The organism is Candidatus Accumulibacter sp. ACC007 (genome assembly GCF_907163205.1).
Taxonomy (GTDB): Bacteria; Pseudomonadota; Gammaproteobacteria; order Burkholderiales; family Rhodocyclaceae; genus Accumulibacter; species Accumulibacter regalis.
In genome coordinates, this window is sequence record NZ_CAJQUD010000001.1 from 1,740,481 (window position 1) to 1,753,646 (window position 13,166).

Annotated in this window: 12 protein-coding genes; 11 read left to right on the plus strand and 1 reads right to left on the minus strand. The window is 62.3% G+C overall.

Translation table 11 applies throughout. The annotated features are described in order from the left end of the window. Window positions 1–265: 265 nt before the first annotated feature. The 9 genes from QZ634_RS07510 to QZ634_RS07550 all read left to right on the plus strand — a co-directional run bounded on the left by QZ634_RS07510 (window position 266) and on the right by QZ634_RS07550 (window position 10,201). Window positions 266–1,777, plus strand: a complete 1,512-nt coding sequence (locus tag QZ634_RS07510; protein WP_291986899.1) for a GMC oxidoreductase — start codon at window positions 266–268, stop codon at window positions 1,775–1,777. Between the two features lie 37 nt (window positions 1,778–1,814). Beyond that, window positions 1,815–2,384: a hypothetical protein gene (locus tag QZ634_RS07515; protein WP_291986900.1), complete on the plus strand. Its 570-nt coding sequence runs from the start codon at window positions 1,815–1,817 to the stop codon at window positions 2,382–2,384. An 87-nt stretch (window positions 2,385–2,471) separates the two neighbouring features. Next, window positions 2,472–2,828, plus strand: a complete 357-nt coding sequence (locus tag QZ634_RS07520) for a carboxymuconolactone decarboxylase family protein (RefSeq protein ID WP_291986902.1) — start codon at window positions 2,472–2,474, stop codon at window positions 2,826–2,828. A 482-nt stretch (window positions 2,829–3,310) separates the two neighbouring features. After that, window positions 3,311–3,955 (plus strand): DJ-1/PfpI family protein, encoded by a 645-nt coding sequence (locus tag QZ634_RS07525; protein ID WP_291986903.1) that lies wholly within the window; start codon window positions 3,311–3,313, stop codon window positions 3,953–3,955. A 106-nt stretch (window positions 3,956–4,061) separates the two neighbouring features. Continuing rightward, on the plus strand, window positions 4,062–4,907 hold the full coding sequence (locus tag QZ634_RS07530) for a class I SAM-dependent methyltransferase (protein ID WP_291986905.1): 846 nt from the start codon (window positions 4,062–4,064) through the stop codon (window positions 4,905–4,907). After that, entirely contained in the window at window positions 4,858–6,558 is a 1,701-nt protein-coding gene (locus QZ634_RS07535; protein ID WP_291986907.1) for a transporter substrate-binding domain-containing protein, read from the plus strand. Before QZ634_RS07530 ends, QZ634_RS07535 begins: the two co-directional genes overlap by 50 nt. After that, on the plus strand, window positions 6,545–7,189 hold the full coding sequence (locus tag QZ634_RS07540) for a polar amino acid ABC transporter permease (RefSeq protein ID WP_291986909.1): 645 nt from the start codon (window positions 6,545–6,547) through the stop codon (window positions 7,187–7,189). The genes QZ634_RS07535 and QZ634_RS07540 overlap by 14 nt, the downstream gene beginning before the upstream one ends. Before the next feature lie 26 nt (window positions 7,190–7,215). Beyond that, window positions 7,216–8,139, plus strand: coding sequence for an amino acid ABC transporter substrate-binding protein (locus tag QZ634_RS07545; RefSeq protein ID WP_291986911.1), 924 nt, complete (start codon window positions 7,216–7,218; stop codon window positions 8,137–8,139). A 10-nt stretch (window positions 8,140–8,149) separates the two neighbouring features. Continuing rightward, the gene (locus QZ634_RS07550) at window positions 8,150–10,201 is read left to right on the plus strand and encodes a SpoIIE family protein phosphatase (protein ID WP_291986913.1); all 2,052 of its coding nucleotides are present in this window, start codon (window positions 8,150–8,152) and stop codon (window positions 10,199–10,201) included. A 41-nt stretch (window positions 10,202–10,242) separates the two neighbouring features. Here QZ634_RS07550 and QZ634_RS07555 read toward each other — a convergent pair whose 3' ends face one another. Beyond that, window positions 10,243–10,755 (minus strand): prolyl-tRNA synthetase associated domain-containing protein, encoded by a 513-nt coding sequence (locus QZ634_RS07555; RefSeq protein WP_291986915.1) that lies wholly within the window; start codon window positions 10,753–10,755, stop codon window positions 10,243–10,245. A 202-nt stretch (window positions 10,756–10,957) separates the two neighbouring features. Here QZ634_RS07555 and QZ634_RS07560 point away from each other — a divergent pair, with 202 nt between their 5' ends. Both QZ634_RS07560 and QZ634_RS07565 read left to right on the plus strand, forming a co-directional pair. Then, window positions 10,958–12,787, plus strand: coding sequence for an AGE family epimerase/isomerase (locus QZ634_RS07560; RefSeq protein ID WP_291986917.1), 1,830 nt, complete (start codon window positions 10,958–10,960; stop codon window positions 12,785–12,787). 33 nt (window positions 12,788–12,820) lie between these two features. Further along, window positions 12,821–13,165 (plus strand): anti-sigma factor antagonist, encoded by a 345-nt coding sequence (locus QZ634_RS07565; RefSeq protein WP_291986920.1) that lies wholly within the window; start codon window positions 12,821–12,823, stop codon window positions 13,163–13,165. Window position 13,166: the final 1 nt, after the last annotated feature.

Consider the following 13,166-nt stretch of genomic DNA (forward strand, 5'->3'; position numbering starts at 1 on the left):
CTCGATGACGCGATGTCCGGCAAGGTGACTGGCGCGCCAGACGGCCGGGTCTTGTGCAAGGTTCTCACGCGCCTGCCCCGGAGCATGCGTTGACCGCGCTGCGGTGTTCAACGATACTCTGCTGGGCGCCACCGAGCGCCCGTTTTGTCATATCCCGATGTCCTGGTCCGGTCCGCGTCATGGGTGACAAGCCAATAAGCCCTTTCTCCCCGGTCAATTTTCCGATGTGGGCATTGCCGGATTTTGTCTGCCGTTTGAGGAGTCGATGATGCTGCAACGCGAACAAGTGGATTGCCTTGTAATAGGAAGTGGGTTTGGCGGATCCGTTGCGGCATCAAGACTTTCCTCGGCGGGAAAAAAGGTCGTCCTCCTGGAAAGGGGAAAGGAATGGAAGACAAGCGACGAGCAGAACACTTTTTCGAGCTATCGTCATCCAGATGGTCGTTCGGCCTGGCTGAGCGACGAAACCGTCCTCTTTGAACCGCAGCCCATTGCCAGATTCACCGGGCTGGTAGAAAGATGTGTCGAGGATGGAATAACGGTATGGGTGGCCGCCGGAGTGGGTGGCGGGTCGCTGGTCTACAATACCGTCCTGCTACGCCCCTCCCAGGAAAACTTCGAGAAAGTCTTCGCCAGTGAGGTTTCATATTCCGATTTCGTGAAGTACTTCGACCGGGTCTATGCGGTCATGCAACCGGAACAGATACCCGATGAAGTATTGAACACGCACTACTATCTGTCCTCGCGGGTCTTCCTCGAGCAAGCAGCAAAGGCGGGGCTTCATACCGAAAAACTTTTCATCGCCTCGAGTTGGGATATTGCGAAACAGGAAATAAGCGGCGAAAAGAGGCCCTCCGCGATAGACGGGGAAATCTGGTACGGAATAAACAGCGGGATGAAGAAAAGTCTCGACAGGAATTATCTCGACATCGGCTTGAGAACCGGCAACCTGGAAATTCGCCCGCTGCACAACGTGACCGGAATTCGCGAAGATGATTCCGATGGCTTTGCTGTTCACTATCAGCGAATCGACAGCAGCGGCAAATCGCTCGAAGAAGGAACCATCACTACCCGACGTCTTTTTCTTGGCGCCGGGTCCATTGGCACTTCCAGGCTATTGATCAAAGCAAAGGGCAAGGGAACGCTGCCGAAACTGAACGATTTTGTCGGCAAATTCTGGGGCGACAATGGCGACACGTTTGCCACGAGAAACGTCGGCACGGAGACCAACCCTGGCCAGGGGGGACCGGCAAGCGTGGTCATCAAACACCACGACAACCCGATTTCACCGCAGACAATAATCGTCTACCCGCAATGGGATACGCCAGAGGGCACGCTGACTTCGCTTGGAATGAGCATTCCGCAGGACCATGGCGAGTTCAGATACGATGATCGTGACGAATCCGTGAAGTTATTCTGGCCGATCGACTCACCAGGCGTAAGGAAGGTACTTGACGGCGTAAATCATACCTATTCGTTGATGGATGCCTGTATCGATATCGAGGCCGAGGCACCCGATTCGCAGGACTCCGGACAGACGAGCAATGGCCGCACACACCCCACGACGCAGGCCGTGAACGGGATCACCGCCCATCCACTCGGCGGAGTCGTGATGGGCAAGGCGTGCGACTACTACGGGCGAGTAATGGGCTATGACGGCCTGTATGTAATGGATGGCGCATTCATTCCCGGGTCAACTGCTGCAACAAATCCCGCACTGACCATCGCAGCCTTTGCCGAGCGATCGATCGAAAATATAATCGCCAACGATCTGTAATCGTGCTGCACGTTTTTCAAGACAACCCGGAGCCAGCATGAAAAAGAGGACGAACTATTATCAGGATCTCGTGGCCGACTATTCAAGACCCGGTCTGGTAGAGGAGCCATTGAAAGGTGACTTGATCGAACTTGCCTTGAATATCAACAAGATGCAGGAGAAGTCGCTACCGGCAATCGACGAAGGCTATACGATGGCCAGAATCGAACAGGAAAACAGGGAGTGGTGGCCGACGCATTGCGAGGCATTGAGACAGGGAAGAGGGGATATCCTCACCGGGGAATACCGGCAGGAGCTGGTCTATTTCTGCCAGGACGGACCGTTCTACGGCATCGAAGAACAAAAAGTCAGGGAACAGCACTGGTGGGCGTTAATCGCGCAGCCCGGCGTGTGCATGGCCTGGCCGATCGTCATGTTTCATGGAGAATTCGTATGGTTCGAATGGAACTGCATCGACGATCATACGAGTGAAACGCTTGCCAAAGGGAGCGTTTCCTGGGTCAGGCGAGGCCATCGAGGCGGCTGCTATTTCAAGGGTGAGCAGTTGACGTTCTATAGAGACGTCTTTTCATCTCCCGAATTGCTGCAACTGATTACCAGGAACTAATTTCCGACGGCCGGACTCCATCGAGTCCGGCTTGGCAGGCTGGACTTCCGAAGAATTGCCCAACCTGATCACGAAAGGGAAACAATCATGACCACGCCCTACGCGAACGCCGTTCTCGACGACAAGGATCTTCAGGAAAAACTGGCTGCAATCAACCCGAAGTACGGTCCCTGGGTGACCCGGGTGGCTGGCGAAGTGTGGGGCCTTCCCCTGCTCGACCAGAAGACCAAGGCCTTGATCGCCCTGACGACGGACGTCGTCAACCAGAGTCCGCTGGGCGGTTCTGGCAGCGCCTTCGCCGCGCACGTCCATATTGCCATGGCGCAAGGAGCCAGCCGCGAAGAGATCGAAGAGTTGTTCTTGTTCCTGACCGTTTATGCGGGTTTCAACAAGATGGTTGGCTGCTTTGCCGCCCTCAACGACTTGCTTGACGCCAAGTCCTAGCGCAAGCACGGCACCGGAAAGTCGCGACGCGACGGACGGCAGGGACACCGGTGCTCGCCCCGTCCGTCGGTCTGCCCGCTGCCCGTGTACGGCATTTGCAGAACAGGGAACCAGCGCGTACCATCGGTCGGCGTCGCACGCTGTCTGAGCCATTCCTGGAACGGGGCCACCACTGCGGCATACTCAGACGTTGTCGTGCCGGCTGGCTGTTGACCACCGTTCTCGTTGTCTATCGCCGCCTGGTGTTCGGGGAAGCCCGAGCGTCCGTTTGACTGTGACATGACAGCTATCAGGCCACGCCATCCCGCTGCTGCCTCCGCTGAGCATTGCGCCAGCCACCTTCGGATCGCGCCGCACCCGCAGCGACATCGCTGTGCCTGGCATCAAGGGCAACTGCAAAGGGGCGCGCGTGGCTGCCGAACGCGGCAATATTTTTGTTTGCCATCCATGACTGAGTTCCACCCTACTCAAGGAATCGTGCCATGACCGAAACCTCCCCCCTCCCTCCCCTGCGCGGCATCGTTGGCGAAGCGACCAAAGGCAGGATCGGCGTCCTCGTCGAAGAGCACTTCGACATGACCGAGTATCGCCTTTTCAACGACCTGTTCCCCAGGCACGGCTACCAGGTCGTCTATCTCTCGCACCTGTGGGGCAACGCCAACCTGACCTTCGGTTCCAATCCCGACAACGGCTGGGTCGAAGAGCACGTGCTGGTGGAGACCGAAATCAATTCCGTAAAGGCGGACGATTTCAAGGGCATCATCGTCATCGGCGCTTACGCCAGCGACCGCCTGCGCTATCAGGTCGCGCCACGCAAGGGCGAAGCGAACCAGGCGCCGGCGGTCGTTTTCCTGCGCCAGGCGATGGCCGCGCCGAAGGTCAAAATCGGCACCATCTGCCACAGCCTGTGGCTGCTCTGCGCCGACCGCGCGCTGCTCCACGACCGCCGCGTCACCTGTGCCCACAACATCATTTGTGACGTCGAAAACGCCGGCGCGGAAGTCGTCTATGGCCCCGAGGGAACCGTCGATCTGGTCGTCGATGGCAACCTGATCACCGGCAAGCATCCGGGGATCACCGAACAGTTCATCAGCCGCTTCCTGAGCGAAATCGAGAAAGCGGATTGACCCGCTTCCTGTCGCGCCCGCTCGCCGTCTTTCTCGTCGCGAGCGACCGCGGCCGCGCCGGGCGCAGGGCGGCTGACGGCACAGGTCCGGCCCAAGAAAGCGATCGATGCCGCCGCCCGTCTCGCTCGTAGAAAGCTACGACCGGTACTTTGCCAGCCGGCTCTATGAGCAGCGCTATCCGCAGGCCAACCCGTCGACGCTGGCCATCGTCCTTGACCAGGTCGGTGCGCAGGGCGGAAGCGTTCTCGACATCGGCTGCGGCAGCGGCCGCTATGCCGAAGCGCTGCTCGAACGGACGCCGCTGTCGGTCGTCGCCTGCGACGTCAGCCGGGAAGCCATCGACGAGCTGTCTTCTCGATACGCCGGCCACGTGGCGAGCGGACGCTTGCGCCCGGTTCTCGGCGACCTGTCGGTGGTGGCGAAGAGCATCGATCCGGAAGACAAGTTCGACCTGGCGATCATGCTCTTTGGCGTGCTCGCGCATATCTATTCGCGCGCCCTGCGCCGCCAGACCCTGGCCACCATCCGGGTGCTGCTCCGGCCAGGCGGGCGGATCGTGGTCAGCGTGCCGAACGCCGGGCGGCGTTTTTCCCGACAACAGGTCGTGGCCCGGAAGCTGGTCGAAGCGGGACACCTCGAGCTGGGCGACGTTCTCTACGAACGGACTTCCGCTGACGGGGTGGTCGAGATGTACTACCACCTGTACGACCTCGATGAGTTCGTGAAGGAGCTCGAGGAACAGGGATTTCGCATCCTTCACGTCGGCGCCGAAAGCGTTCTGCCGGAAAGTGGCGTCGTGCGCTCGAAGGTGCTGCACAAGCTCGACTGCCTGCTGACCAGGCTCCTGCCACTACGCTACGCCTACGGTTTTCTCGCCGTCGCCGAAGCAAGCGTTGACGGTGATGAGAGCACCCAGATGGCGCAGCCACCCGCACCCGGCCAACGGCAGTAAAGCCGCGGTAATGGCTCGCCGCCTGCTGCTTCTTGCCGTCTGGCTGTTTCCCTTGCTGGCCCTCGCCTGCGGACGCCCCGCGCTGGCAGCGCCACCAACGCCGGCCGACCGACTCGATCTGATCGAGAAGCGCGGCGCCCTGATTGCTGGCGTCAAATCCGACTACCCGCCGTTCGGCATGCGCGACGGCAACGGCCGCCTGATCGGCTTTGAGGCCGACCTGGCCGGCGAACTCGCGCGTCGTCTCGGCGTACGCCTGCAACTGGTTGCCGTGACATCCACCAACCGGCTGCAGAAGCTCGAGGAAGGCGCCATCGACGTGGTCATCGCCACGCTCGGCGACACCCCCCAGCGCCGCGAAATCGCCACCCTGGTCGAGCCCAGCTACTACGCCAGCGGTGCGACCGTCGTCGCGCCGCCCAATAGCCACCTGTCGACCTGGGCCGACCTGCGCGGCAGAAAGGTCTGTGCCACGCAGGGCGCCTACTTCAATCGACCGATGGCGCAGCGCTTTCTGCTCGAACTGCAGGTCTTCAACGGAACGCGCGACACTCGCCTGGCGCTGCGCGACGGGCGCTGCGACGCCTGGCTTTACGACGACACCGGCATCGTCGGCCTGCTCGCCGACAGCGACCTGGCAAACTACGAGACGCCGCTGCCGTCGATGATGGTCTCGCCGTGGGCGATTGCCCTGGCTGCCAGCGAGCGCGGCGCCCGACTCGAGCAGGTCATCTCGGATACCATCGCCGACTGGCACCGCAGCGGCTGGCTGATTGCCGCCGAGCAGCGCTGGGCGATCAAACCCAGCCGCTTCCTGGTCGATATGCGCGAACTGTGGACAAGGCAACTACCGGACGGGCGCCCGCTCTGCGCCCGCCAGAGCAAGGCCGGAAACGCCAGCGGCGACCAATGGCCGGCAGAATGCCGCAACAGGTTCCTGCTCAGCTCGGCCGACGTCGACGGCATCCAGCGCTTCGGCCTGTTGCTCAAGGAACGGGCGGGCTTCGACGTGAGCATCATCCACGACGCCTACGACCGCAGCCTCTTCCTGCATGGCCTGTGGGTAACGCTGCAGCTGATGGTGGCCTGCGTTGCCGGCAGCCTCGCCGTCGGTTGCCTCGGCGCCCTGGCGGCGGAAGCTGGCCTGCCCTGGCTGCGCGGTCTGGTCCGCTCGTCCGCCGCGCTCGCCCGCATGACACCGCCACTGCTGTTGATCTACCTGGTCTTCTTCGGCGTCGGCCACGTCATCGTCAGTCGCTTCGGCTGGACCTTCGACGGCGCGGCGATCGCCATCGTCTGCCTGTCGACGTACACCGGCTGCGCCATCGTCTCCGCGCTGCTCGACGCGACCGCCGTCCTCAGGGAACAGCAGGCCGGCTTCGCCCTGCGCTGGTGGACGCTGGCGCAGGCCCTGCGCCTGGCCTACGCGCCTGTCGTCGCCTCGCTGATCAACGTCGTCAAGGCAACCGGCATGGCCAGCGTCATCGCCGTCCCGGAACTGGTTTCGGCAGCGACGGCCATCGTCGCCGAACGCGGCAACGCGGCGGTGATGATGAACGTCTTGATGATCACCTATTTCCTGCTCGTGCTGGCCGTCGTCCAGTTCTTCAACCTTCTCGAACGGAGGATTCTGCGCCGTGGCGAGCACTGAGATCGTCGCCCTGCTGTGGACGTGGACGCCCTTCCTGGCCGGCGGCTTCGCGTGGAACATCCTCGTTTCACTGGTCGCCATGCTCATCGGCACGCTGTTCGGCGCCATTCTTGCCCGCCTGCGCCTTTCCGGGCCAGGGCCGCTGGCGCACGCCAGCCTGCTGCTCACCGAACTGACGCGCAACATCCCGACCTTCGTATTTCTGTTCTATCTGGCCTTCCTGATTCCGGCAGAATTCGCCATTGCCGGCGAGCTGTACGCCTTTCCGGTCTGGCTCAAGGCGTCGCTGGCGCTCTCGGTGGCAGTCATCGGCTTCGTCTCCGACAATCTCTTCGTCGCCCTGCAGCACCGGCAAGACCGGAACCACGCGGCGGCGCTGCTGTTCATTCCCAGCTGGACGACCTATCTGCTGATCATCGTCATGGCCTCGAGCACGGCGTCGGTGATCGGCGTCGGGGAAATCGTCTCGCGCTGCAATGTGGTCATCGCCGCCGTCGGCGGCGATGAAACGATGCTCTGGGTGTACACTTACGCGATTGCCTACTTCCTGCTCTTCTGCCTGCCGCTGAACTGGGCAATGGGCTACGCGCGAAAGCGCCTGCTGGCACGCATCGAGGCGGCAGCGTCTTGAACCGCCAGCAACTTCTGGGGAACACATTGAAACGGATTGCTGCCACTCTTCGCGCTGCCACTGTGCACCTGCCAGCCCTTGCCGGGGCAGCGCTGCTGGCATTCGCCGTGCAGGGCCCGGCACACGCCGAGCCGGTCCTCGAACGCATCAGGAACAGCGGCGTCCTCAACGCCGGCACCCGCGCCGACGCCGTTCCCTTTGGCTACCGGGTGAAGGTGGCCGGTGAAAACAAGGAGCGCCTGGTCGGCTTCTCGGTCGACCTGATCGACGAAATCCGCAAGAAGCTGAGCAAGAAATTGGGTCGCGAAATCGAAACCCGGTTGCGCACGACCACCGCCAGCGACCGCATGGAGCTGGTCGCCAGCCAAGCCATCGACATCGAGTGCGGAATCACCACACCCACCTGGGAACGCCAGAAAACCGTTGATTTCTCGATTCCCTTCTTCGGCAACGGCACGCGCATCATGGTCCTGCGCACGAGTGGTCAGGACCTGGGCAGTCTGAACGGCCGACGCATCGGCGTCGCTGCCGGAACCACCACCGAAGGAATTCTCAAACAGCACGTGCCGGCTGCGCTGATTGTCGAGGTGCCGGACATGGCCACCGGCTTCGAGATGTTCGCCCGCGGCGAACTCGACGGCTTGGCCAACATCGGCATCGTGCTGCGCGCGATGGTCGAGAAGAGCCCGCTGAAGAGCAGGGTCACCCTGCTGCCGCGCACCGAAGAGCTGTCCTACGAAGCGATGGCCTGCAGCCTGCCGCAGAACGACTCCGAGTGGCGCGCCTTCGTCAATGAGGTCTTTGCCGACCTCCTGGAGGGCGTCGACCAGTACCGCGGCGGCTATTTCGAGATCTACGACAAATGGTTCGGACCACGCGGCGTCGTCTATTTCCCGCTCGATTACGTCGTCGCCCAACGCCTGTCCGCGTCGATCATCTGGCTGAAGTAGGGCCTTCGCCATGACCCTGCGCCGCCGCCTTTTCCTCCTCGTCACGACGATCCTCGTCATCGGCCTGCCCAGTACCGCTGGGGTATTTGCCTATGTCTCCTGGCAGTCCGTCCTGCAACGGACCGAGAGCGAGGGAACGCTGATCGCCCAGACCCTCGCCCAGTCAGTCACCTTCATCCAGCAGGTGCCGGCGGTGATCAACCAGATCGTCGACAAGGAGGTGCGCACGCAGGCCGACATGGTGGCCCAGCTGACGCATCTTGCCCGCCGGAAAAATGCGTCCGCCGAGGATATCAACCGCGCCCTGCGGACGATCGCGGCGAATAATGGCATTCCGGAAATCTGGGTCAGCGACGCCCGCGGCACCCCCCTCTTCTGGTCACTCGACGACATCGATGCGCGCATCGCCGTCGACTCCGGGCTGACCTTGCTACCAGTGTTCAAGCCGCTCCTGCAGGGGCAGCAATTCAGCGTATCGAGCGATCTGCAGATCCGCGACCTCGACCATCGGGAACTCTACTATGGCGCCGTTGCGACGCCGGATCGCCAGGGAATGGCGCTGATCGCCCGCCTGCCGAGTCGCGCCAACCGGATCATCCACAGCATCGGCCTCAAGCGCATGGTGGAGACCGTCCTCTCGGCGGCACAGATCGACACGATCTGGATTTTCGATAGCCAGCTCGAGCCTCTGGCCGCCACCTCGGACCCGCGCACGAACACGACGACCCACTTGAGCGAAGCCGAACGCAGCTTCGTCGAAGCGGTCATCAGCACCAGCGCGCCGGCTTCGTTTCTCGAAAACAGCGGCTTCCACAATGCGCTCTTCCAGCAGGCGTTCCTGTACGTTGCGGCGCCGATTTTCGGAGCCGACGGCTTGCCGAACGGCGCGGCGTTGATGCGCCTGCCGGTCAACATGGCGGCGGAAATGAATTCGCTGCTGCGCGTCGGCGGCGGCGTGACCATCGGCTTGCTGCTGCTCGGCATGACCCTGGCTCTGCCCTTCCTCAACCGTATCGTCCGGCCGCTGTCGCAGCTGACCCTGCAGACCCATCGCCTGGTGGAGCACAATTTCGATCCCGACCAGGAGATGCACGCCGAACTGCTCAAGGTGTCGGAAAACCGCAAGGACGAGGTCGGCTATCTGGGCAACGCGCTGTACTCGATGGTCACCACGCTGAAAACCTACATTGCCGACCTCAAGGCGACGACCGCCGCCAAGGAGCGCATCGAAGGCGAGATGTCGGCGGCGCGCGACATCCAGATGGGAATGCTGCCGCGCGTCTTCGGCTCGCCGCCGGACGCCCGCTTCGACCTGCATGCGCTGCTCGTACCGGCGAAAGCGGTCGGCGGCGACCTCTTCGACTTCTTTCCGCTCGACGAGCGGCGCCTGTTCTTCCTGATCGGTGACGTCTCCGACAAGGGCGTTCCGGCGGCACTGTTCATGGCCGTCACCAAGACGCTGTTCACGGTCGAGGCCAAGCGCGACTCGAACTCGGTCGCCGGAATCATGGAGCGCGTCAATCGAACGCTCTGCGAGAACAATCCGGAAGGCATGTTCGTCACCGTCTTTGCCGGCATCCTCGATCTGGACAGCGGTGAAATCACCTGCAGCGACGGCGGCCACGAGCTGCCTTTCGTCCTGCGACGCAATGGCCGCGCAGAAATGCTCGCCAAGAAGAAGGGCGGGCTGGTGCTCGGCTTCGTCGCCGATTCGGTCTACCGCGACGACGTCATCCGCCTGCAGCCGGGCGAAGCCCTGGTGATCTATACCGACGGGGTCACCGAGGCGATGAACAGCGAACACGAGCTGTTCAAGGAAGAACGCCTGGGTACGACGCTGGGCGCGATATCCGCCGTCTGTACGGCGCGCACGATCATCGCCAAGGTGATCGATGCCGTGCACGCTTTCGTCGGCAGCCACCCGCAGAGCGATGACATCACCCTGCTCGCGCTGCGCTGGCAGGGTGCGGCCCGCGGCGCGCTTGCCGCGGTGGCGGAGGAGACGCTGCCTGACGACGCCAGCGACGGCACCAGCTCAGGCGCGCTCGGCGGCAATGCGTGACGAAGCGGGCGGCTCAACACACACCGCACGCGCCGCGCTCGCTACGCGCTCGTCGCCACCTCGGGAAGATCGATGATCCGCGGCGGATGCCCTACCTGCTCGAGAAATTTCAGCAGGTCGCTGGTGGCGATGGTCGTCGTGCGGTCGTTTCTCAGCGGGTGACAATTGAGCAGGCCGCAGGCCAGCACACGCTGCTCGATTACCACGCAGACCTGGCCGTGCACGTCGTTGATGGCTGCGAAGGGCGACACGGCGCCGGGAACGACGCCGAGCAGGCGAGCCAGCTCCCGCTCTCCGGCGAACGAGAAACGCGGCGCCTGCAGCAGGCTCGCCGCGCTGCGCAGGTCGACGCGTGTCTGCTCCAAGGCCACCAACAGCCAGTAGCCACCCTTCTTGTCCTTCAGAAACAGGCTCTTGGCATGGCCTCCCGGCAGATCGCCGCGCAGGCGTTTGCTGTCGTCTATCGTTCGCAGCGGCGGATGCTCGACGCTGCGGGTCACAATGCCCAGGTCATCGAGCATGGTGATCAGCTTCTGGCTATCGTCAGCGGGCATGCAGGTCCTCGAGTATGCGCTTCGTGGCCACCGGCAGGCAGATCGGCCGCCCGGCCAGCGAATCGGGAAAATCATGATTTATAGATGCAAGCGAGTGCGGCCGGCAATCGACAATTAGCAGTTGACCGCCCATCGGGGTCGCGGCTAAGGTAGCTGCGGCATTCAGACTGAACAACAAATTCTACAATCGCGAGGAGCAGTCATGAAGACGCAAGCATATTCCTATTCGGACACCATTGCCGGTTACGTCACCCAAGTCGATCGCGCCGCGCGCAGTTTCGATCTCCAGACCAGCAATGGAGGCGAGTTCCGCGCCTACCTCACGCCGAACACCTACGCGCGCATTGCCGAGAACCTCGATGACTCGTACCAGGATTGCACCGGGCGCATGGCTGAAATGCTGCAACCGGGGCAGCAGGTCTTTGCCTACTGCGTCTTCTATCCGCAAGCCGGAGAGTTGCGCGCCGAGGTGAAATCGATGGTCTTCCCGGGCGAAGGCGCCGGGGTGTACCGGCACGAGGAGCCGGACTGGTGGATCAGGCAGATCCGCTCGATCGCCAATAGCTACCTGCGCTGGCAGTTCAACTACCCCAGCCAGTCGATCGATTACCGCAACTATCGCACCATCCTGCATCTGGCCGGCGGCAAGAAAGGCGACTACCTGCAGGAGACGGACACCATTTCGCGGATGGTCTACGGCATGGCCTCGGCGTATATGCTGACCGGCGAAGAGAGCTTCCTCGAGGCCGCCGAAAAAGGCACCGAGTATCTGCGTGGCCATATGCGCTTTCGCGACGCCGAAGAGGACCTGATCTACTGGTACCACGGCGTCCAGGTTTCCGGCGACCGCGAGCACAAGCTGCTGACTTCGGAATTCGGCGACGACTACGATTCGTTGCCCATGTACGAGCAGATCTACGCGCTCGCCGGACCCACCCAAACCTATCGCCTCACTGGCGATCCGCGCATCCTTTACGACATCGAGAAGACGATCGAGCTCTTCGACAAGTTCTACAAGGACGACGAACAAGGCGGCTATTTCTCGCATATCGATCCGATCAGCCTCGACCCGCGCTCGCCCCTGCTCGACAAGGGCAACAACCGCGCGCGCAAGAACTGGAACTCGGTCGGCGACCACGCGCCCGCCTACCTGATCAACCTGTGGCTGGCCACCGGCGAGGAAAAGCACCTCGACTTCCTGGTAGATACCGCCGACACCATCGTCAAGCACTTCCCCGACTACGCGCATTCGCCGTTTGTCCAGGAGCGTTTCCACGAGGACTGGAGCCACGACAGCACCTGGAACTGGCAGCAGGACCGCGCGGTGGTTGGCCACAACCTGAAGATTGCCTGGAATCTAATGCGTATCCACAGCATTCGTCCGAATGACGATTACGTGCAACTGGCCGAGAAGATCGCCCAGCTGATGCCCGACGTCGGTTCCGACCGACTGCGCGGCGGCTGGTACGACGTTGTGGAACGTACGCTGGCTCCCGGCGAGGAAGCGCACCGCTTCGTCTGGCATGATCGCAAGGCCTGGTGGCAGCAGGAACAGGCGATCCTCGCCTACCTCATTCTGCAGGGTTGCCTGGGCGACAAGGACTACGAGAAGCACGGCCGCGAAGCGGCCGCTTTCTACAACGCCTTCTTCCTCGATCACGACGACGGCGGCGTTTACTTCAACGTCCTGGCCAACGGCCTGCCCTATCTGCTCGGCAACGAACGACTCAAGGGTAGCCATTCGATGAGCGCCTATCACTCGACCGAGTTATGCTATCTGTCAGCAACCTACATCAACCTGCTGATCAAGAAAGAGCCGATGTGCCTGTACTTCAAGCCACGGCCCGATGGTTTCCCTGGCCGCGTCCTGCGCGTCGCTCCGGACATCCTGCCCAGGGGCAGCGTCCGCCTGACGGCGGTCGAGATCGACGGTCGCCCGTACACGGCGTTCGACGCCGACGAACTGTCGGTGCAATTGCCGGACTCGCGCCAGGATGTGCGCGTCAAGGTGACTCTGACCCCCGTCAAGTAGCCCCGCCCTCAATTCAACGAAGGATTTCGCCCCATGTCGATCGAGCTTGAAGCATTCCCCCGCGACGGGATGACCGTCGTCGTCGTCAAGGGCGAGATAGACGGCAGCTCCGCGCCCAAGTTGCAGGAGAAGATCCTGCCCCTGCTGCAGAACGATAGCGCGCTGGTCCTCGATCTCGGCGCGGTCAGCTACATGTCCAGCGCCGGTCTGCGCATGCTGCTCCTGCTCTACCGCCACGCGGCATCGCACAATGGCCGGGTGGCCATCGCCGGGCTCGCCGAATCGATCAGGGACACCATGGAGATCACCGGCTTCCTGAAGTTCTTCACCGTCGCCAACAGTGTCGATGAGGCACTGCAGACGCTCAAGAAAGTGTGAG

Excerpts from the sequence above, each read along its gene's own strand:
- QZ634_RS07510 (WP_291986899.1), top strand. The coding sequence starts at position 266 with ATGATGCTGCAACGCGAACAAGTGGATTGCCTTGTAATAGGAAGTGGG.
- QZ634_RS07515 (WP_291986900.1), top strand. The coding sequence starts at position 1,815 with ATGAAAAAGAGGACGAACTATTATCAGGATCTCGTGGCCGACTATTCA.
- QZ634_RS07520 (WP_291986902.1), top strand. The coding sequence starts at position 2,472 with ATGACCACGCCCTACGCGAACGCCGTTCTCGACGACAAGGATCTTCAG.
- QZ634_RS07525 (WP_291986903.1), top strand. The coding sequence starts at position 3,311 with ATGACCGAAACCTCCCCCCTCCCTCCCCTGCGCGGCATCGTTGGCGAA.
- QZ634_RS07530 (WP_291986905.1), top strand. The coding sequence starts at position 4,062 with ATGCCGCCGCCCGTCTCGCTCGTAGAAAGCTACGACCGGTACTTTGCC.
- QZ634_RS07535 (WP_291986907.1), top strand. The coding sequence starts at position 4,858 with ATGAGAGCACCCAGATGGCGCAGCCACCCGCACCCGGCCAACGGCAGT.
- QZ634_RS07550 (WP_291986913.1), top strand. The coding sequence starts at position 8,150 with ATGACCCTGCGCCGCCGCCTTTTCCTCCTCGTCACGACGATCCTCGTC.
- QZ634_RS07555 (WP_291986915.1), bottom strand. The coding sequence starts at position 10,755 with ATGCCCGCTGACGATAGCCAGAAGCTGATCACCATGCTCGATGACCTG.
- QZ634_RS07560 (WP_291986917.1), top strand. The coding sequence starts at position 10,958 with ATGAAGACGCAAGCATATTCCTATTCGGACACCATTGCCGGTTACGTC.
- QZ634_RS07565 (WP_291986920.1), top strand. The coding sequence starts at position 12,821 with ATGTCGATCGAGCTTGAAGCATTCCCCCGCGACGGGATGACCGTCGTC.